The organism is Plastoroseomonas hellenica, from assembly GCF_018129085.1.
GTDB classification, from domain to species: Bacteria; Pseudomonadota; Alphaproteobacteria; order Acetobacterales; family Acetobacteraceae; genus Plastoroseomonas; species Plastoroseomonas hellenica.
In genome coordinates this window covers 1-18418 of record NZ_JAAGBB010000081.1, presented here as the reverse complement: position 1 = coordinate 18418, position 18418 = coordinate 1, and the positions used below count along the sequence as shown (strand labels likewise).

Genomic DNA, 18418 nt, shown 5'->3' with positions numbered 1-18418 from the left:
GACGCTGGCGACCGCGGCAGCGGAGGCGCTGGCGACCCGTGCCCCCGCCTCCGCACCGGAGCCCCGTCCGACGCGCCCGGTGCCGGATCTGCGCGCCCCCGCGCCGGTCCCGCCGTCAACCCGCCATGGCAGCGTGCCGGCGACTGCGCCCGCGGCTTCCCCCTGGTCGCCGAAGCCCGCCGCACCCCCGCCCGAGCCGGAGGCCGAGACCGCGGAGGCGCTGCTGATGATCCGCGCCATGATCGCCGCCGCCCGCGGCGACGGGCGCATAGACGCCGAGGAGCGGAAGGCCATCGCCGCCCAGCTCGACGGCGCCGGCCTTACCACGGCGGAGCGGGATTTCGTCCTGGCCGATTTCGACAGCCCGCTGACGCCCGCGGCGCTGGCGGCCGAGGCCCGGGACCCCATGCAGGCCGCCCAGATCTACGCCGCCGCCTTCGCCGCCGCGGGCGAGATCAGCGCCGAGGAGCGCGCCTGGCTGGACCAGCTTGGCCGGGCGCTCCGGCTGGACCGGGCGGCGCTCGCGGCGATCGAATCGCGCCTCGGCGGTTGACAGCGCCGCGCCGCGCCCATAAACGACGCCCTCCCCGGAGCACGGTCCGTTCGCTCGCGCACGAACCATGCTCCGGAACCGTGTTGATCGTGCGATTCAGGCTTTTCGGCCAAGCCGGCCTCAAGCCTTCACGCTTTGGGACTGCCGTCATGAAGATCCGCAACAGCCTCAAGACCGCCAAGATCCGCGACAAGAACTGCGTCGTCGTGCGCCGTCATGGCCGCGTCTATGTGATCAACAAGAAGAACCCGCGGTTGAAGGCTCGCCAGGGCTAATCGGCGAAGCCGATTTAGCCCCGCGAGCATAGCGGGGTCCGGGGAGCGCAGGCCCCCCGGTTCCAACCTTCTGGGATCACAGTCCACCACGCCGCTAGGGCTCCCCCGGCGGCGTTTCTGCGTTCAGCACATCCCTGCCCGCACCGCGCGCTTGTCGCGCCGGGTCCGGCACCGCATCTTCCCGCTGCGTCCAGAAGTTTGATCGCGCGATTCACGGTTTTCGGCGATTCCGCCTCAACCGATCACGCTCAGGGAGTTGCGCCGTGATCCGCCTGCCCGACCCGAAGCCCGGGATCCTCGCCAAGCGCGATGCCATCATCGCGGCCCTCAGGGCGCTGGTGCCCGGCGACGGCGTGATCGGCGAGGCGATCCGCCTCAAGCCCTATGAGACCGACGGGCTTTCCGCCTATCGCCAGCCGCCGCTCGCGGTGGTGCTGCCGCGCACGACGGCGGAGGTCGCCGCCGTGCTGCGCTACTGCCACCAGGAGGGCGTCCGGGTGATCCCGCGCGGCGCCGGCACCAGCCTTTCGGGCGGCGCCCTGCCGCTGGCCGATGCTGTCGTGATCGGCCTGATGCGCATGAACCGCATCCTGGAGGTCGATTACGAAAACCGCCTGGCGGTGGTCGAAGCCGGCGTCACCAATATCGGCATCACCCAGGCGGTCGCCGGCGACGGCTTCTTCTACGCGCCCGATCCCTCGAGCCAGCTCGCCTGCATGATCGGCGGCAACGTCATGATGAATTCGGGCGGCGCACATTGCCTGAAATACGGTGTCACCGCGAACAACCTGCTCGGCCTCACCTTCGTCACCATCGAGGGCGAGGTGATCCGCATCGGCGGCGAGCATCTGGACGCCGCCGGCTATGACTGGCTCGGCATCGTCACCGGCAGCGAAGGGCAGCTCGGCCTGGTGACCGAGGTCACCGTGCGCATCCTGCGCGGCCCGGAAGGCGCGCGCGCCATGCTCGCCGCCTTCAACGGCATCGAGGTCGCGGGCGCCGCCGTGGACGCGATCATCGGCGCCGGCGTCATCCCCGTCGCCCTCGAGTTCATGGACCGCCCCTGCATCCATGCTTGCGAAGCCTTCGCCCATGCCGGCTATCCGCTGGATGCGGAGGCGATGCTGATCATCGAGGTCGAGGGCAGCGTCGCCGAGCAGGATGCGCTGCTCGGCCGCATCCGCGACATCTGCGCGCGCTTCGATCCGATCAGCATGAAGGTCGCACAGACGCCGGAGGAATCGCTTGCGATCTGGAAGGGCCGCAAGGGTGCCTTCGGCGCGGTCGGGCGCATCAGCCCGGACTATCTCTGCATGGACGGCACCATCCCGACGGGCGAGCTGCCGCGCGTGCTGAAGCGCATCGGGGAGATGAGTGCGGAATACGGGCTGCAGGTCGCCAATGTCTTCCACGCCGGCGACGGCAACCTGCATCCGCTGATCATGTTCGATGCCAACGACCCTGAGAGCTTCCACAAGGCGGAAACCTTCGGCGCCGATATCCTGAAACTCTGCGTCGAGGTCGGCGGCTGCCTGACCGGCGAGCACGGCGTCGGCATCGAGAAGCGCGACCTGATGACCGTGCAGTTCACCGAGGCCGAGCTCGACCAGCAGCGCGCGGTGAAGACCGCCTTCGACCCGCAATGGCTGCTCAACCCCGCCAAGGTCTTCCCGCTGAAGGATGCGGCGTGAGCGCCGCGCTGACGCCGGGCAACGAGGCGGCGATCGCAGCCCTGGTGGCCGAGGCCGCCAGGCACGCCGAACCCATCGCGGTCGAAGGCGCCGGCACCAAGCGCGCCATGCTGCGGCCGGTGCAGGCGGCCCGGACCATCTCCACCCGCGCGCTCTCCGGCATCACGCTGCACCGCCCGACCGAGCTCATCATCAGCGCCCGCGCCGGCACGCCGCTCGCGGAGATCGAGGCGGCATTGGCCGCCAAGGGTCAGATGCTCATCGCCGAGACGCCGCATCTGACCACGCTGATGGGCGTGGAGGCGGCGCCCACCATCGGCGGTGCGGTTGCGGCCAACCTCTCCGGCCCGCGCCGCATCAGCGGCGGCGCAATGCGCGACCACGTCATGGGCATCCGCTTCGTCAATGGCAGCGGCGAGGTGCTGCGCTCGGGCGGGCGGGTGCTGAAGAACGTCACCGGCCTCGATCTCTGCAAGCTGCTCGCCGGCAGCCACGGCACGCTCGGCATCATCACCGAGGTAACGCTGAAGGTGCTGCCGGCGCCGGAGGCCTCCGCGACCCTCTCGCTGCCGGTGCCCGACCTCGAGACCGGCCGCCGCGTGCTCTCGGCCGGGCTCGGCAGCCCCTTCGGCGTCACTGGCGCCGCGCTGCTCGCGGATGCGCCCCGCGCTCTGCTCCGCATCGAGGATTTTTCGGACAGCGTCGCCTATCGCAGCGAAAAGCTGCGCGAGACACTGGCCGAATTCGGCGATGCCGAGATCGTCCCGGATGCGGAGAGCCGCGCCCTCTGGCTCGCCGTGCGCGAAGCCACGCCGCTCGGCGCCGCCCCTTCCGATGCCATCTGGCGCGTCTCGGTGAAGCCGACCGAAGGCCCGCGGGTCGCGGCGGAGCTGCGCGCCGCCTTCGACGCCAAGCTGCTGCTCGACTGGGGTGGGGGCTTGATCTGGATCGCGGGGCCGGCGACCGAGGGCGCCCATGCCGCGGTGATGCATGCCGCGGATCGCGGCACCTTCACGCTGTTCCGCGCGCCCGATGCGCTCCGCGCCGCGGTCGCCGTGATCCCGCCGGAGCCGCCGCCGCTCGCGGCCATCGCCCGCCGGGTCAAGGCGGCGCTGGATCCGGCCGGCATCTTGAATCCCGGACGCATGCGGGCGGCCTAGCCTTCAAACTCAACCAGCTCTGGCGGCGACGCGGAGGGCATCGCCCATTCCGGTCGAGTTCGGCGACCATCTGATACCCACGGCCTTGATCGTTGACCGATCAAGGCCCTCAAACGCGTCGTGCCGAAGGCACGCCTCCCGGCGTGACGCGGGCGGCATCCGCCGCCCTTGGCGTCGTGCGAATTTGCACGCATCCGGCGTGACACCGGACTACCGGCGGGCCGCATTCGCGGCCTTAGACCGGGCGAGCGACCGGTCCGTTGGTCTGACCTTTCCGCAACTTCCGGCTGTCCCTCACGGGCTCGTGCGTACCATTCGTTGCGATATCGAGCTAAGGACGCTTCCGTTGTAACCAACGCAAACGGGAGGGGATCATGAGTGACACGATGAAGTCGCAAGATCCACGCACAATAAATTGGAGGCGATTTGAGCAGAACTACAAAACCCTCTGTGACGGCGACGATATCGTCAAGGGCCGAACAACTATTCGCTTTCCTGAGGCGGGGATTAACAAGCTCATCTACAGTTTCGATGTTTCCTGCCCGGGGTGGAACGGTGGACAGTGGTGCTCATGCCACGTAAACCTGAGTGGTGAAGCTTATAATCCGGCTCATTTGACTATCAACGGATATGGCAAACGTCCGAAAAAGAACCATTGGTTCTGGTACGACTACAGCGGCAGGGTCAAGGATGGCGAACCGCCGCATGGGCACGGCAAGATCGGCGGCAAAGGCATCGAGCATTTCCATACGGTGGAGAGTGACATCAAAGCGGCATGCAGCTGGGTCATCGAGCAGCTTTACGCTGGCGTCTATGACAAGGTGGGTGACTGACGCTCTGTGGTGCAGCATGGAGACCGCTCGCCGGGCGCGCGACGTGGCCTGGCTCGAGCGGGTGCGCCGTACCTACGGCAGTGAGCCGGTGCTGCAGTATTTCCAGACACCGCTCATCGCCGACAACGCGCTGGGCAAGACGATCGATGAGGTAGGCGGCGGCGCTGCGGCGTAGCGCCGCCGCGTCACCCGCATGCCGCTCTCAGGCCGAGATCGGCAGGAACCGGACGCCTGAGGCGGTCAGCCAGGCTCAATCCGCGAATTCGCCGGCGGCCTGCAATATCGGGCGCCAGCGCGCGATCTCCGCATCCAGCATCGCGCGATGCGCGGCCGGGGTGACGCGCTCCTGCGGCTCCGGCGCGCTGCCGAGATCGGCCAGGCGCCGGCCGACCGTCTCGTCCCGCAAGGTCGCCTGCAACGCACGGGCGATGCGCTCGACCACCGCGGCGGGCGTGCCGTGCGGCGCGTAGAGCCCGTGCCAGATCGTCACCTGGAGATCGGGCAGGCCGCCCTCTGCCATGGTCGCGACGTCCGGCAGGGCGGCGAGACGCTCTGCGGTGGTCACGGCATAGGCCTTGACCCGCCCGTCCTGGATATAGGGCATGGCATTCGTGGTCTGATCGCAGGTGAGGTCGATGCGGCCGGCCATCATCTCGGTCATGACAGGCGCAGTGCCGCGGAAGACCACGGTGGTCATCGGGATGCGGGTGATGGAGCGCAGCAGGGTCGCGCAGAGATGGCTCGCCGAGCCGATGCCGGCATGCGCCAGGTTGACCTCCGAACCGCGCTGCCGCGCCCAGGCGAGCAGTTCCGGCAGGGTCTGCGCCGGCAGGCCCGGCCGGGCGATCAGGGTCATCGGCACCGGGGTGATCAGGCCGATGGTCTCGAAGCCGGCGGGATCGTATGGCAGGCGGCGGTAGAGCGCGACGGAGGTGGCGAGGCCGATATTGCCGAGCAGCAGCGTATAACCGTCGGGCCGCGCCGCAGCGACGCGGGCAGCGCCGATGGTGCCGCCCGCGCCGGTGACATTCTCCGCCACCACGGGCTGGCCGAGATCCCGCGTCAGCGGCTCCGTCAGCGCCCGGGCGAGCACGTCGGTCGGGCCGCCGGCCGCGAAGGGGATAATCATGGTGACCGGCCGCTGAGGCCAGGCCGGTTGCGCGCCGGCCAGGTCCGGCAGGCCCAACAGCACCGCGCCCAGGGCGGCGATCAGGCTCCGCTTCTTCATCTTTTTTGTCCTCCCATTCGTCGGTTCCGGTCAGTCCAGCGAAGGATCCAGCACCACCCGTTCCCGCGTACCGGACAGCACGGCACGGTAGGCGGCCGCGGCATCACGAAGCGCGAAGACATGATCGTCCGGCACCGGAAAGGGGCACAGCGCCCCGCTCTCGAAGCCCGGCTTCAGCGCATCCAGAACCGCGGCGCAGTCGCCGCTGTCGAGCGCCAGGGTATCGACGCCGACGTAACGGTGCCGCGCACGATAGAAGGCGAGGATGTCGAAGGGCACCACGCGTTCGATCGTCGCGATGAAGATCTGCGTGCCGCCATGCGCCAGCGCCCGGTTCGCCGCATCGAAATAGGGACTGCCGACAGTATTGTAGACGATGTCGGCGCCATGCCCGCCGGTCAGCGCCAGCACCTGTTCCGCGACGTCGCCCGCATCGGTGCCGATCAGCGTGACGGGGCCATTGGCGTGGCCGCGATAGGGCTCCGCCGTGCGCTCCACGCCGATGACCTTGGCGCCGGCCATGGTGGCGAGCTGCGTCGCCGCCTGCCCGACCTTGCCGTTGCCGCCGAGCACCAGCACGGTCATTCCCGACTTCACGCCACCCGCTTCGGTGAGGCCGGTATGGGCGGTGACGAAGGGCACGCCGACCGCACCGGCCTCGCGCAGCGCCATGCCGGCCGGCACCTCCCTGACATCAGCCGCGTCCACCACCAGGTGGCGCGCATGGGTGCCGTCGCGGGTGATGCCGAGCTCGCCGCCCGAACCCCAGACGCGCTTGCCGAGGAGCTGCGCGGGACCGTCCACTACGGTGCCGGCATAGTCGCGGCCGGGTGTGCGCGGCCAGACCGCCTTCGGCATCAGGCCGAGCGTCGCCTTGACGTCGGAGGGGTTCACGCCGGCGGCCGCGACCTCGATCCGGCAGGCACCTTCCGGCAGTGGCGCTGCGGCGCGGTCCTCCAGGATCAGCTCCAGCGCCTCGGGGCCCGCGGCTTTCGCATGGACGCGCAGCGCCGGGCTGCCGTGCAGTCCGGCGGTGGGACGGGTGTTCAGGGTCGCGGACATTCGGACTTCTCCTGAGTGATCGGATCAGGCGGCAGTGGCTGCGGCCGCGCGCGCCGGCGCCAGGCCGAGGATCTCCCGCGCGCGGGCTGGCGCCGCGGCGCGGGCGCCCAGACTCTCGACGATGCCGCGCGCCTTCTCGACCAGCGCCGCGTTGGAGGGCGCGAGCACGCCACGGTCGAGATAGACGGCATCCTCCATACCCACGCGGACATGCCCACCGGCGAGCACGGATTGCGCGACCATCGGGAAGCAGGCGCGGCCGATGCCGATGACGGTGAACTCGGCATCCGTCGGCAGCAGATTACGCGCGTAGAGCACCGTCTCCGGCAGTGGCTGGAAGCCGTATTTCACGCCGCAGACGAAGGAGCAGAGGACTGGACCCACTAGCGTCCCGTCGCGCAGCAGATCGGCGAGCAAGGCGATGTCGCCGGAATCGAAGAGCTCGATCTCCGGCACGCTGCCGGCGGCGCGGATCGCGGCGGCCATGCGGCGGACACTGCCGGGCGTGTTGATCACCACCTCGGCGCCGGAATTCATGGTGTTGAGATCGAGCGTGGCGACATCCGGCCGCAGCGCGGTGACATGCGCGGTGCGGCGCTCCGGCGTGGTCAGGGTGGTGCCGGGGCCGGCGAGGCGCGGCTCCTCCGCGCCCGGCACGAAGCGGCCACCTGGGCCGGTCGTCAGGTTGACGATCACTTCCGAATTCCCAGCGCGGATCCGCTCCACGACCTCGCGATAGAGGCCGAGCTCCATGGAAGGCCTGCCGGTCGCGGGGTCGCGCACATGCAGGTGCACCATGGCGGCGCCGGCCTCTGCCGCCTCCAGCGCGCTGTCGGCGATCTGCTGCGGGGTGATCGGCAGATGCGGCGTCTGATCCGGCGTCGTCAGGTTGCCGGTGATGGCGCAGGTGATGATCACCTCGTCGCGCATGCGTCGCATCGGAACTCTCCGTCAGAGCGTGATGGCGTGAGGCCGAAGCGGCCGAAACGTCTGAATCACGCGATCAAACAAAATCCGAGCATGACCCGTGAGCATCAGCGAACGGGTCATGCGAGGGCCCGGCCGCCATCCACCAGGACGGTCGATCCGGTCGAATAGGGAAGCAGGGTGGCGCAGGCGAGGATGGCGCCGGCGACATCCTCGGCCGTCGCCACGCGCTGCAGCGGGATGCTGGGCGCGATCTTCGCGTTGGCCGCGGCATCGCGACCCGGCACGAAGCCGGTATCGACGATGCCTGGCGAGACCGCCATGACGCGGATCGCCGGCGCCAGCGCGCGCGCCAGCGACTTGGTCATCACGTCGATGCCAGCCTTCACCGCGCCATAGGCGATGTTGGAGCCGGCGCCGTTGAGGCCGGCGATGGAGGAGACGTTCACCACCAGCCCGTCGCCGCCGGCCGCGAGCAGCGGCCGGAAGGCGCGGATCGCCGCGAATTGCCCGCGCCAGTTCACGGCGAAGATGCGGTCGATCATCGCATCGTCGAGCGCATCGAGGTCGCCATGCGGGATCGCGCGGGTGAAGCCGGAGCTGTTCACCAGCACATCGGCACGGCCGCAGCGCTGTTCCACCGTCGCGGCCAGGGCCACGAGCGTCGCCGTCTCCTCGATCGTCGCGGGGAGCGCGAGGTGCCCACGCGCCGGACCACCGGCGAGGCTTTCGACCAGGGTTTCCGCGCCGGCCTGGTCCCCGCGCCAGGTGGCGACCACGGTGGCGCCGGCATCGGCGAAGGCGCGCGCGGTGGCGGAGCCGATGCCGCCGGAAGCGCCGATGATGACGGCGACGCGGCCGGATAGATCCATGCGGGTCATCACGCGATCGGTGGCCGTGGCAGCCGGGCCTCGCCCGGCTCCAGGGTGAAGCTGTAGTCGAGCGAGAACCATTCGCCCGCGCCGCCGCCCGGTGCCGGCCCGTCATGGCGTTCGAAGCCGCCGACCAGGGCGCGGGTGACGCCGAACACCACATCGCTCTCCAGATGCTCGTCATCGTCGACGAAGACCTGGGTGACCAGCGTCTTGAAGCCGGGCTTGTGGATCAGGAAATGCAGATGCGCCGGGCGATAGGGGTGGCGCTGCTGCGCACGCAGCATGTCACCCACCGGCCCATGCGTCGGCACCGGGTAGCCGGCCGGGCGGACCGAGGTGAAGCGGAACTGCCCCTCCGCATCCGTCGCGAAGCGCCCGCGCAGGTTCATGTCGGATTGCGCGGGATCCTGGTTCTCATACATGCCGGCAGGCGAGGCCTGCCAGACGTCGACCCGGGCGCCGGCCACCGGTGCGCCATCCGGACCACGGACGCTGCCGCGGGCGAAGAGCGGCGCGCCCGGCGTCGCGCTGCGGACGATCGACCCGCCATCCGGCGTGGCCGGCGAATTGTCGCGCCAGAAGGGACCGAGCAGCGCCGCGGCGGTTTCGGTGGCGCCGTCCTGGCCGTTGTTCAGCAGGCAGACCAAGGTCGAGGCGCCGATGGCGTCGGAGAACAGCACCGCCTCGTTATGGGTGTCGGTGCAGGCGCGGCCGATGGCAGCCAGGAATCCGAGGCCGTGTTCGAACTCCGCCTCGGTGGGCCGGACATCCCGGATGAAGGCATGCAGATGCTGCACCAGCGCATCCATCACCTCGCGGAGCCGCGGGTCCAGGGTGCTCGCGATGGCCCCCCTGACGGCGACGGTGACGCTCTCCTGGCCGTCGATGATCACGGCGCGCCTCCTTGCAATCGTTTGTACAAACGTTTGTAGTCCTGTGGCCCGAGAGGGTCAACGGGTTCGCCGTCACGCCTCCGCGACCATTCCGGTGACCAGTTTCGTGCTACAAAGCTTTGCAGAATGCCCAGCGCCACCCGTCGCGGTTCCCCGCCCAGCCCGCCCGCCTCCGGCCCCGCCGCACCCACCTTGAAAAAGGTGGCGGAAGCCGCCGGCGTGCATCTCTCGACCGTCTCCCGCGCCCTCAATCCCGAAACCCGCCACCTGGTGGCGGAGGCCGCCACCGCGCGGGTACTCGCCGAGGCCGCCCGCCTCGGCTATCGGCCGGATGCTGCTGCGGCCGCGCTCCGCACCGGCCGCTCCCGCCTCATCGGCGCCCTGGTGCCCGGCATCGCCAACCCGGTCTTCGCGCCGATCCTCGCCGGCGCCGAAGCCGTGCTCGCCGGGCGCGGCTATGCCCTGCTGGTCGCCGATCCCGGCGACGATCCGGCCCGCGCCGTCACGCTGGCCGACGAAATGGCCTCCCGCCGCGTCGACGGGCTGCTGCTCGCGACCGCTGCCGGCCATGACGACCCCGTCGTCTCCCGCTGCCTCGCCCGCGGCACGCCCGTCGTCCTGATCAACCGCACCGAAGCCGAAGCCCGCGCGCCCGCCGTCGTCTCCGACGACCAGGAAGGCCTCCGCCTCGCCATCGAACACCTGGTCGCCCTCGGCCATCGCCGCATCGGCCATATCGCCGGCCCGCCCAACCTCTCGACCGGCGCCCTCCGCCGCCGCGGCTTCGAAGCCGCCATGGCCGCCCATGGCCTCGACGCCAGCGCCATCGCCCCCGCCACCGCCTATTCGCGCCCGGCCGGTGCCGCCGCCGCCCGGCAGCTCCGCGCAGGGCACCCCGGCCTCACCGCCCTCGCCTGCGCCAACGACCTGCTCGCCCTCGGCACCTATGACGTGCTCGCCGAAGCCGGGCTGCGCGTGCCCGACGACGTCTCCGTCACCGGCCACAACGACATGCCGATGATGGACATGGTGGCACCACCGCTGACCACCGTGCGCATCGGCCACGCCGAAATGGGCCGGGAAGCCGCCCACCTGCTGCTCCGCGCCCTCGATGACCGGACCACACCGCCCACCCGCGGCACCGCCGTCCTGCTGCGCCCGACCCTCGTCATCCGGGCCTCCTCGGCGCCTCCGAGGTGAGGTCTGGAGAGGGCTCTGCCCTCTCCAGACCTCACCCGGCAGGAGCCTAAGGCTCCTGCACCTAGATCATTTTTAGAGCCATTGCTGGCGAGGGGGTCACCTGGCGAAAGACGCCGGGTGACCCCCTCGCCAGCAATGGCACCAAGTGAAGCAGGTCCAGGAGGCTCCAGCCTCCTGGCGGATGGGGTCTGGGGAAGGCGGAGCCTTCCCCAGGGACACCCTCACACGCGGCGGATGCTCCAGAAGCTCGGGAAGCCGACGGGAATGTCGGTGAGGTTCCGGCGGTAGGCGGTCATGCGGGAGTATTCGCCGAGCGGCAGGTAGGGCAGGTCCTGCCAGAACCGGGCCTGAATGGTGCGAGCGATATGTTGCTGTGCGGCCTCGTCGGGGGCGGCCATCCATTCGGCGCGGAGCTGTTCCAGGGCGGGGCTGTCGGGCCAGCCGAACCAGGCGCGGGTGCCGTGGGCACGCAGGCCGAGATGGGAGACGGGGTCGAGCATGCCGGCGCCGCCGAAGCCGGAGCAGAAGACGCTCCAGCCGCCGCGCTCGACCGGTTCGCGGCTGTTGCGGCGGGCGGTGATGGTGCCCCAGTCGGCGCCGACGACATCCACATTCATGCCGGCGCGCCGCAGCATGTCGGCGGCGACTTCGGATAGGGCCCGGAGCAACGGGAAGTCATTGGCCTGGAGGAGCACCACGCGTTCATTGGCATAGCCGGCGGCGGCAAGGTCGCGGCGCACCTTGGCCATGTCGCGCGCGCCGCGCAGCGCGTCCATGCCGACGTCGCTCGCCATCGGTGTGCCGGAGAGAAAGACGCCGGCTTCGCGCCAGAGGCCGGGCTCGCTGCCGAAGGCGGCGGTCATGAAGGCGGATTGGTCGACGGCGCCGAGGAGCGCGCGGCGGATGGCGGGGTTGTTGAAGGGCGGGTGCAGGTGGTTGAAGCGGAGGACGCTGATCGAGCGTTCCTCGGCCGCCTTCACCTCGACGTCCCGGCTGCGGCGCAGCACGGGGGCGAGGTCGGTCGAGGGGTAGTCGAGCCAGTCCACCTCATTGGTGATCAGCGCGTTGGCAGCGGTCGCGGCATCGGGCAGCACATGCCATTCGACGCGCGCGAAATGCGCGCGTTTGCCGCCGGCGGTGCGGCTGGAGCGTTCCTCGCGCGGCAGGTAGTTCTCGAAGCGCGCATAGGCGACGCGCACGCCGGCGAGCCGTTCCTCCGGCAGGAAGCGATAGGGGCCGCTGCCGATCATCTCCGTCACCTGCTGCTCCGGGGGCGTCGCCGCGATGCGTTCCGGCATCATCGCCGGCATGGCGGAGGTGACCTTGCCGAGTGCGCGCGGCAGCAGCGGGAATGGACGCTTCAGGCGGATGCGGATGGTCCGGTCGGTGGGTGCCGAGATCTCGTCCATGGCGGCGAGCAGCTCGGCGCCGAACATGTCGCGCGCCGCCCAGCGGCGGATGGAGGCGACGCAGTCGCGGCCGCGCACCTTCTCCCCGTCGTGGAAGCTGAGGCCCTCGCGAAGGGTGATCGTCCAGTCGCGGCCGTCGCCTTCGACCACATGGCCTGCGGCCATCTGCGGGTGCACGGCATAGGCTTCGTCCAGTGCGTAGAGCGTGTCGAAGACCATGTGGCCATGCGTCAGGGTGACGGTCGCGGTGGTGAAGACCGGGTCGAGCACCGCGAGATCGGCCTGCGGCACGAAGCGCAGCGGGCGTGCGGCCTGGGCACCGGCGAGGCGCGGCGCCGCGAGCAGGACGGCGCCGGTGGTGAAAGCAGCGCGGCGAGACAGCTTGGGCGGTGCGACCATGGCGGGCTCGGGCTCCGGCGGTTGCGGGATGGTTCGACACCGCGCCTGCCGCGTCAATCACTCTTCCCGGCCCTGCCACCCTGCCCCATGCTCCCGGCGGTTTCATCAGAGGGAGAGGGAGCATGGCGCTCCGCTGCGATCTCGTCATCCGCGACGCCACCATCATCGACGGCAGCGGCGGGCCCGGGTTCCGGGGCGATGTCGCGGTCGAAGGCGACCGGATCGCCGGCGTCGGTGACCTCGGCGCCGCGAGCGGGGCGCGGGAAATTCGGGCCGAGGGCCGCGTGCTGGCGCCCGGCTTCATCGATGCGCATACCCATGACGACCAGATCGTGCTGCAGGGCGCGGCCTGCATGTGCTGCAAGCTGTCCCAGGGCGTAACCAGCGTCGTGGTCGGCAATTGCGGCATCAGCCTCTCGCCGGTGCGCATGGCGACGCGGCCGCCGGCGCCGCTCGATCAGGTCTGCGCGCCGGAATGGTGGAAATTCGGCAGCTTCGGCGAATACGCCGACCATCTGCGGCGGGAGCCGCCGGCGGTGAATGCGCTGGCACTGATCGGGCACATGTCGCTCCGCGTCGGCGCCATGCAGGGCGAGACGCAGCGCGCCGCGAGTGATGCCGAGGCGGAGGTGATGCGCCGCCAGCTCGCCGAGAGCCTGGCGGAAGGCGCTGCCGGCTTCTCGACCGGCCTCTTCTATCCGCCCTCCAAGCACGCGCCGACCGAGGAGGTGATCGCGATCGCGGAGGCGCTGCGCGCGCATCGCGGTCTCTATGTCACGCATATGCGCGACGAGGCGAACGGCGTGCTCGACAGCATCCAGGAGACGCTCCGCATCGGCGAGGCCGTGGGCGCGCCGATCGTCATCAGCCACCACAAATGTGCCATGCCGGAGAACCACGGCCGCTCGCGCGAGACGCTGCCGATGATCGAGGCGGCCGCGGCGCGGCATCCGGTCGCTTTCGACGTCTATCCCTATACCGCCGCCTCCACCTCGCTCGCGGCGCGGGAGCCGCGACCGGACGTGCCGGTGCAGGTGACCAATTCCCTGCCGCATCCCGAAGCCGCCGGGCGCATGCTGGCCGACCTCGCGGCGGAATGGGACGTGAGCCTGAAGGAAGCGCGCGACCGGCTTCTGCCGGCCTCCGGCATCTTCCACAACATGGCGGAGGAGGATGTCCGGCGGATCATGGCGCATCCGCTGTCGATGATCGGCAGCGATGGCGGGCCGCTCGCGAAGCAGCCGCATCCGCGCCTCTGGGGCACCTTCCCGCGCGTGCTCGGCCACTACGTGCGGGAGCTGTCGCTGATGACGCTCGAGACCGCGATCCACAAGATGACGGCGCGCCCCGCCGCGGTCTTCGTCATCGCCGATCGCGGCGCGATCCGGGCCGGCGCCTTCGCCGACCTGGTGCTGCTCGATGCGGCGACGGTGAAGGACCGCTCCACCTGGGAGGATCCGATCCAGCCTGCCGACGGCATCCTGGAGACCTGGGTGAACGGCGAGAGCGCCTATGTCCACGGCCAGGGCGTCACCGGCGCCCGCCCCGGGCGGCTCTTGCAGCGGGGGCTATAGAGGCCCTCAGACGCCGGCGCACGCATCCGCGTGCTTGGCTTCCGCGCTGTCAGGCGCGCTGGCGGCGGCTGATGGTCGCGCGCGGGGCCGCATTTGCGGCCCCGGAGCAACGGCTTCGCCTCGCTCCGCAGAAGCCCGCGGCGGCCTATGGCCGCTTGTCTGGAGGCATCACACCCGCGGCCGCGTCTCCGCGGGCTGATCGGGGGTCGAAAGGCTCGAGGCCGGCAGAGGCGGCGCGGCGCTGCCGATCCAGGCGGCGAGCACGGCGGGCCAGAGCGGCGCAGTGCGCGGCGCGGGGCGGCGTGTCGGCCGTGCCTGCGTCACCATCGCTTCGGTCGTCCGGGTCTCATCCATCGCAGGGCCTCCCCTGGCCATCGATGCCGCGATGGGAGCCGTGCCGCACGTCCGCGGCGGGGCGACAAAAGGGCAGGAAAAGGGCGATGCATTTCGCGATATTTCCGAGCCTTCCCGGAGTGCGCTGCAGCACGGCCGCAACCCGGATTGACCGCACCCCACCGCGACCCCGAAGCTGATGCCAATCGTCACAGGGAAGAAACGCCGTGCCACGCTGGCCCATCGCCGCCCTTGCCGCACTTCTCGCCTTCGCGCCGGCCGCCGCCCAGGCGCAGGGCGCGCCACCGATCCGCCTGATCGTCGGCTTCCCGCCCGGCGGCGGCATCGACCTGCTGACCAGGGTGATGGCCGAAGGCCTCGCGGCCCGGCTGGGCCGGACGGTGGTGGTCGATAACCGCACCGGCGCCGGCGGCAACCTGGCGGCCGATGCGGTCGCCAAGGCGGCGCCGGATGGCAATGTGCTGGGCGCCGTGCCGGCCGGGCCGCTGGTCATCAACCGGCACATCTACCGCAGCATGCCCTTCGACCCCCTACGCGACCTGGCGCCGATCAGCCGCTTCGCGGCAATCCCGGTGGTCGTCCTCGCCGCGCCGGGATTCCCGGCGCGCGACATCGCCGGGCTGCGCGCGGCGCTCCGCGCCGGCCCGGTCGCCTGCGGCACGCCGGGGGCCGGCACGACCCAGCACCTGACCATCGCGCTGCTGATGCGCGCCATGGGCACCGAATGCACCGTGGTGCATTACCGCGGCACCGGTCCGGCGCTGCCGGACCTGCTGACCGGCACCATTCAGATCTATGTCGATACGGTCGTCACTGGCCTGCCGCCGACGCGCGACGGCCGGGCGCGGGCGCTGGCGCTCGCCTCCGCGCAGCGCTCGCCGCTGGCGTCGGAGATCCCGGTGATCAGCGAGACGGTCTCCAGCGTGGTCGCCGAGACCTGGCTGGCGCTGATGGGGCCGCGCGGCCTGCCCGAGGCGCTGGCCACCTCGCTGGAGGCCGCCGCCATCGCCGTGGCGCGCGATCCGATGGTTGTCGCCCGGCTGCGTGAGCTCGGGGCGGAAGCGGTCGGCTCCACCCGCACGGAGCTGGCGTCCGCCATCGCGGCGCAGGACGCGATGTGGGGAGAGGTGGCGCGGGAAGCACGGGTGACCGCCGACTAGCGCGAGACCATACGCGGCGCCTATCTTCTGGGTGAAACGCGCAAGGCCCCATGCAGACCCACTTCACCCTCGAACAGCTCCGCGACCCTGACACGGCGGAGAGCAACCGCATCCTGCGCACCTGCGTGCATTGCGGCTTCTGCACCGCGACCTGCCCGACCTTCGTGCTGCTGGGCGATGAGCTGGATAGCCCGCGCGGCCGCATCTACCTGATCAAGGACATGCTGGAGAACGACCGGCCGGCGACGCCGGAGGTGGTGAAGCATGTCGACCGCTGCCTCTCCTGCCTCTCCTGCATGACGACCTGCCCCTCGGGCGTGCACTACATGCACCTGCTCGACCATGCCCGGCAGCATATCGAGGAGACCTATCGTCGCCCACTGCCAGAGCGCCTGCTGCGGCGGGTGCTGTCCTTGGTGCTGCCGCACCCCTTCCGCTTCCGCATGGCGCTGGTTGGCGCCAGGCTGGCACGGCCCTTCGCGCGGCTGGTGCCGGGGCAGTCGATGACCGCGCAGCGGCTGCGGGCGATGCTGCGCCTGGCGCCGGCCAGGGTGCCCTCCCCCTCGCCCACCGAAGGCGCCCGAGTGCATCCGGCGGAAGGGCCGCGGCGTGGGCGCGTGGCGCTGCTCGCCGGCTGCGCGCAGCAGGTGCTCTCGCCTTCGATCAATGAGGCGACCATCCGGCTGCTGACCCGCATGGGGATCGAGGTGGTGGTCGCGAAGGGCGCCGGCTGCTGCGGCGCACTCGATCACCACATGGGCCATCACGACCCGGCGATGCGCCTGGCCGGCGCCAATATCGAGGCCTGGTCGCGGGAGATCGCAGGCGACGGGCTGGATGCAATCGTCATCAACGCCTCCGGCTGCGGCACGACGGTCAAGGATTACGGCTTCATGTTCCGCAACGACCCGCTGGCCGAGAAGGCCGCGGCGGTCTCGGCGCTGGCCGCCGATATCAGCGAGGTGCTGACCCGCTTCGGCTACGCGCCGAGCCGCGCGACACCCGGCCTCACCATCGCCTATCACGCCGCCTGCTCGCTGCAGCATGGCCAGAAGATCACCGCAGAGCCCAAGGCGCTGCTGAAGGCCGCCGGCTTCAAGGTGAAGGAGCCTGTGGAAGGCCATCTCTGCTGCGGCAGCGCCGGCACCTACAACCTGCTGCAGCCGGAGATCGCGGGACAGCTCAAGGAGCGCAAGCTCGGCAACATCGCGCGGCTGCGGCCGGACGTGATCGCGTCGGGCAATATCGGCTGCCTGACGCAACTCGGCGGCGGCGCGACTCCGGCCGTGCACACGGTCGAGCTACTCGACTGGATGGCCGGCGGGCCGAAGCCGGCCGCGCTGGCGGGATGATCCGCTGCCTCGGCGCCGCCGATGCCGCCGCCTATCGCGCGATCCGCCTGGAAGCGCTGGAGCGGTGCCCGGAGAATTTCGGCGCCTCCGCTGACATCGAGGGCGCGCAGCCCCTCGCGTGGTTCGCGGAGCGCCTGGCCGGCAGCCATGTCTTCGCCGCCGGTGGAGACCCGCTCGACGGTGTCATCGGGCTGCGGCCGCAGGAGGCGCCGAAGCTGCGCCACAAGGTGCTGATCTGGGGCTTCTATGTGCGCCCGGCGGCGCGCAGACGCGGCCTTGGCGCGGCACTCCTCGGGCACGCCATCGCTGCGGCGCGCGGGTTGGTGGAGGAGCTGCGGCTTTCGGTCGCGGCCGAGAATGCCGCCGCGATCCGTCTCTATGAAGCGGCCGGCTTCACCGCCTATGGCCGCGAGCCCCGGGCGCTGCGCGTCGGCGGCCGCGACGTCGACGAGTTGCTGATGGCGCTGCGGCTCGATCAGCTCTCGTAAGTCATGCGCGAGCTGATTCACGCCTCCGGGCGATGCCGCCCTGCGGCGATCAGCTCTCGTAGCGCACCAGCGTCTCCACCGGCACGTCGAGGCGCTTGCGGCCTTCGAGGAAGCTCAGCTCGATCAGCGCCGCCGCGCAGGGCACTACCGCGCCCGCTTGGCGCAGCAGGTTGATGCTGGCCGCCATCGTCCCGCCGGTCGCCAGCAAATCGTCCAACACCACGACGCGGGCGCCCTTCGGTACCGCATCCGCCTGCATCTCGACCCGGTCGGTGCCGTATTCCAGCGCGTAGTTCAGCCCGATCGTCAGCCCCGGCAGCTTCCCCGGCTTGCGGATCATCACGAAGCCGAGCCCGAGCTCAAGGGCCAGCGGCGCTGCCACCAGGAAGCCGCGGCTCTCGATCCCCGCCAGTATGTCGGGCTTGTACGGGCGGATCGCGTCCGCAAGCTGCGCCACCGCCGCCCGCCAGGCAGGACCATGCCGCAACAGGGTCGAGATGTCGTAGAACAGGATCCCCGGCTTCGGAAAATCCGGGATGCCGCGGATATGGGCCTTGAGGTCGAAGGGCTCGGTCATGCGCAATGGCCTCCGGACTGCGGCGGGACGCGCGCCTTCTGCCCCTCCGGGCGCCTGGTGCCAAGGGGCAGCGGCTTGGCGGGCCCGGCCCGCCATGCGATGTGGCCCGCATGTCCCGCACCGCCATTGCCAGCATCGCCGGCATCCTCGGCTTCCTGCTCTACGTCGCGGCCGTGATGATCCTGGCGGACCTGGTGCTCCAGACCCATTGGGCCCTGCAGATCCTCTATTTCGCGCTCGCCGGCATCCTCTGGGCCTGGCCCGCGAAGTGGCTGATGTTCTGGGCGGCCCGGGGGTAGCGCTGTCCCGGAAGGGGGTCCGGACCGGGGACATAACTGACAGCTTGGACTGGGGAGATGGCTGACAGTGTTCAGTCATGGGCGGGGAGGACCTGCCTGTGCCTTGGGG

Annotated in this window: 20 protein-coding genes; 12 read left to right on the top strand and 8 right to left on the bottom strand. The window is 70.6% G+C overall.

Going from position 1 to position 18418, the window contains the following annotated elements:
* From GXW71_RS32325 to GXW71_RS32300, 6 genes are all read left to right on the top strand, one after another.
* Positions 1 to 553 (top strand): DUF533 domain-containing protein (locus tag GXW71_RS32325; RefSeq protein WP_211857690.1); only part of this gene is annotated, 553 nt, incomplete at its 5' end.
* A 149-nt stretch (positions 554 to 702) separates the two neighbouring features.
* Positions 703 to 828: a type B 50S ribosomal protein L36 gene (ykgO, locus tag GXW71_RS32320; RefSeq protein WP_211857688.1), complete on the top strand. Its 126-nt coding sequence runs from the start codon at positions 703 to 705 to the stop codon at positions 826 to 828.
* Positions 829 to 1091: 263 nt separating this feature from the next.
* Positions 1092 to 2519, top strand: a complete 1428-nt coding sequence (locus GXW71_RS32315; RefSeq protein WP_211857686.1) for an FAD-linked oxidase C-terminal domain-containing protein — start codon at positions 1092 to 1094, stop codon at positions 2517 to 2519.
* Entirely contained in the window at positions 2516 to 3679 is a 1164-nt protein-coding gene (gene glcE, locus GXW71_RS32310) for a glycolate oxidase subunit GlcE (RefSeq protein ID WP_367617413.1), read from the top strand. The genes GXW71_RS32315 and glcE overlap by 4 nt, the downstream gene beginning before the upstream one ends.
* A 374-nt stretch (positions 3680 to 4053) precedes the next feature.
* Complete coding sequence (locus tag GXW71_RS32305) at positions 4054 to 4512, top strand: hypothetical protein (protein WP_211857682.1); 459 nt, start codon at positions 4054 to 4056, stop codon at positions 4510 to 4512.
* Complete coding sequence (locus GXW71_RS32300; protein ID WP_211857680.1) at positions 4505 to 4687, top strand: hypothetical protein; 183 nt, start codon at positions 4505 to 4507, stop codon at positions 4685 to 4687. The genes GXW71_RS32305 and GXW71_RS32300 overlap by 8 nt, the downstream gene beginning before the upstream one ends.
* Before the next feature lie 75 nt (positions 4688 to 4762).
* On the opposite strand, the gene GXW71_RS32295 is transcribed toward GXW71_RS32300, so the two are convergent.
* The 5 genes from GXW71_RS32295 to GXW71_RS32275 form a co-directional block, all read right to left on the bottom strand.
* On the bottom strand, positions 4763 to 5740 hold the full coding sequence (locus GXW71_RS32295) for a tripartite tricarboxylate transporter substrate-binding protein (protein ID WP_211857678.1): 978 nt from the start codon (positions 5738 to 5740) through the stop codon (positions 4763 to 4765).
* Positions 5741 to 5770: 30 nt separating this feature from the next.
* Positions 5771 to 6802 carry a quinone oxidoreductase family protein gene (locus GXW71_RS32290; protein WP_211857676.1) on the bottom strand — a complete coding sequence of 344 codons (1032 nt, stop codon included), beginning with the start codon at positions 6800 to 6802 and terminating at the stop codon, positions 5771 to 5773.
* Between the two features lie 24 nt (positions 6803 to 6826).
* Positions 6827 to 7741 carry a BKACE family enzyme gene (locus GXW71_RS32285; RefSeq protein WP_246527088.1) on the bottom strand — a complete coding sequence of 305 codons (915 nt, stop codon included), beginning with the start codon at positions 7739 to 7741 and terminating at the stop codon, positions 6827 to 6829.
* Positions 7742 to 7848: 107 nt separating this feature from the next.
* Positions 7849 to 8601, bottom strand: a complete 753-nt coding sequence (locus GXW71_RS32280) for an SDR family NAD(P)-dependent oxidoreductase (protein ID WP_211857674.1) — start codon at positions 8599 to 8601, stop codon at positions 7849 to 7851.
* A gap of 8 nt (positions 8602 to 8609) precedes the next feature.
* Positions 8610 to 9497, bottom strand: a complete 888-nt coding sequence (locus GXW71_RS32275) for a dioxygenase family protein (protein WP_211857672.1) — start codon at positions 9495 to 9497, stop codon at positions 8610 to 8612.
* Between the two features lie 126 nt (positions 9498 to 9623).
* On the opposite strand from GXW71_RS32275, the gene GXW71_RS32270 reads away from it, so the two are divergent.
* A complete protein-coding gene (locus GXW71_RS32270; RefSeq protein WP_211857670.1) occupies positions 9624 to 10697 on the top strand; it encodes a LacI family DNA-binding transcriptional regulator in 1074 nt (357 codons plus the stop codon).
* Between the two features lie 221 nt (positions 10698 to 10918).
* On the opposite strand, the gene GXW71_RS32265 is transcribed toward GXW71_RS32270, so the two are convergent.
* Entirely contained in the window at positions 10919 to 12505 is a 1587-nt protein-coding gene (locus tag GXW71_RS32265; protein WP_211857668.1) for an ABC transporter substrate-binding protein, read from the bottom strand.
* A 122-nt stretch (positions 12506 to 12627) separates the two neighbouring features.
* Here GXW71_RS32265 and GXW71_RS32260 point away from each other — a divergent pair, with 122 nt between their 5' ends.
* A complete protein-coding gene (locus tag GXW71_RS32260; RefSeq protein ID WP_211857667.1) occupies positions 12628 to 14079 on the top strand; it encodes an N-acyl-D-amino-acid deacylase family protein in 1452 nt (483 codons plus the stop codon).
* Positions 14080 to 14247: 168 nt separating this feature from the next.
* Here GXW71_RS32260 and GXW71_RS32255 read toward each other — a convergent pair whose 3' ends face one another.
* Complete coding sequence (locus GXW71_RS32255) at positions 14248 to 14433, bottom strand: hypothetical protein (RefSeq protein ID WP_211857665.1); 186 nt, start codon at positions 14431 to 14433, stop codon at positions 14248 to 14250.
* A 206-nt stretch (positions 14434 to 14639) separates the two neighbouring features.
* Here GXW71_RS32255 and GXW71_RS32250 point away from each other — a divergent pair, with 206 nt between their 5' ends.
* Genes GXW71_RS32250 through GXW71_RS32240 form a run of 3 tightly spaced genes read left to right on the top strand, consistent with a single transcriptional unit; the run spans position 14640 to position 17433 of the window.
* On the top strand, positions 14640 to 15593 hold the full coding sequence (locus GXW71_RS32250) for a Bug family tripartite tricarboxylate transporter substrate binding protein (protein WP_211857658.1): 954 nt from the start codon (positions 14640 to 14642) through the stop codon (positions 15591 to 15593).
* Between the two features lie 50 nt (positions 15594 to 15643).
* Positions 15644 to 16945 (top strand): glycolate oxidase subunit GlcF, encoded by a 1302-nt coding sequence (glcF, locus tag GXW71_RS32245; protein ID WP_211857656.1) that lies wholly within the window; start codon positions 15644 to 15646, stop codon positions 16943 to 16945.
* Entirely contained in the window at positions 16942 to 17433 is a 492-nt protein-coding gene (locus GXW71_RS32240) for a GNAT family N-acetyltransferase (RefSeq protein WP_211857654.1), read from the top strand. The genes glcF and GXW71_RS32240 overlap by 4 nt, the downstream gene beginning before the upstream one ends.
* Positions 17434 to 17482: 49 nt before the next feature.
* Here GXW71_RS32240 and GXW71_RS32235 read toward each other — a convergent pair whose 3' ends face one another.
* The gene (locus GXW71_RS32235) at positions 17483 to 18010 is read right to left on the bottom strand and encodes an adenine phosphoribosyltransferase (protein ID WP_211857652.1); all 528 of its coding nucleotides are present in this window, start codon (positions 18008 to 18010) and stop codon (positions 17483 to 17485) included.
* Between the two features lie 110 nt (positions 18011 to 18120).
* Here GXW71_RS32235 and GXW71_RS32230 point away from each other — a divergent pair, with 110 nt between their 5' ends.
* Positions 18121 to 18309, top strand: a complete 189-nt coding sequence (locus GXW71_RS32230) for a DUF2842 domain-containing protein (RefSeq protein WP_211857650.1) — start codon at positions 18121 to 18123, stop codon at positions 18307 to 18309.
* The last annotated feature ends 109 nt before the right edge of the window (positions 18310 to 18418 follow it).

What these genes read in the sequence shown, in the direction of transcription:
- ykgO (WP_211857688.1), top strand. Translation starts at nt 703, where the DNA reads ATGAAGATCCGCAACAGCCTCAAGACCGCCAAGATCCGCGACAAGAAC.
- GXW71_RS32305 (WP_211857682.1), top strand. Translation starts at nt 4,054, where the DNA reads ATGAGTGACACGATGAAGTCGCAAGATCCACGCACAATAAATTGGAGG.
- GXW71_RS32295 (WP_211857678.1), bottom strand. Translation starts at nt 5,740, where the DNA reads ATGAAGAAGCGGAGCCTGATCGCCGCCCTGGGCGCGGTGCTGTTGGGC.
- GXW71_RS32290 (WP_211857676.1), bottom strand. Translation starts at nt 6,802, where the DNA reads ATGTCCGCGACCCTGAACACCCGTCCCACCGCCGGACTGCACGGCAGC.
- GXW71_RS32285 (WP_246527088.1), bottom strand. Translation starts at nt 7,741, where the DNA reads ATGCGACGCATGCGCGACGAGGTGATCATCACCTGCGCCATCACCGGC.
- GXW71_RS32280 (WP_211857674.1), bottom strand. Translation starts at nt 8,601, where the DNA reads ATGGATCTATCCGGCCGCGTCGCCGTCATCATCGGCGCTTCCGGCGGC.
- GXW71_RS32270 (WP_211857670.1), top strand. Translation starts at nt 9,624, where the DNA reads ATGCCCAGCGCCACCCGTCGCGGTTCCCCGCCCAGCCCGCCCGCCTCC.
- GXW71_RS32265 (WP_211857668.1), bottom strand. Translation starts at nt 12,505, where the DNA reads ATGGTCGCACCGCCCAAGCTGTCTCGCCGCGCTGCTTTCACCACCGGC.
- GXW71_RS32260 (WP_211857667.1), top strand. Translation starts at nt 12,628, where the DNA reads ATGGCGCTCCGCTGCGATCTCGTCATCCGCGACGCCACCATCATCGAC.
- GXW71_RS32255 (WP_211857665.1), bottom strand. Translation starts at nt 14,433, where the DNA reads ATGGATGAGACCCGGACGACCGAAGCGATGGTGACGCAGGCACGGCCG.
- glcF (WP_211857656.1), top strand. Translation starts at nt 15,644, where the DNA reads ATGCAGACCCACTTCACCCTCGAACAGCTCCGCGACCCTGACACGGCG.
- GXW71_RS32240 (WP_211857654.1), top strand. Translation starts at nt 16,942, where the DNA reads ATGATCCGCTGCCTCGGCGCCGCCGATGCCGCCGCCTATCGCGCGATC.
- GXW71_RS32235 (WP_211857652.1), bottom strand. Translation starts at nt 18,010, where the DNA reads ATGACCGAGCCCTTCGACCTCAAGGCCCATATCCGCGGCATCCCGGAT.
- GXW71_RS32230 (WP_211857650.1), top strand. Translation starts at nt 18,121, where the DNA reads ATGTCCCGCACCGCCATTGCCAGCATCGCCGGCATCCTCGGCTTCCTG.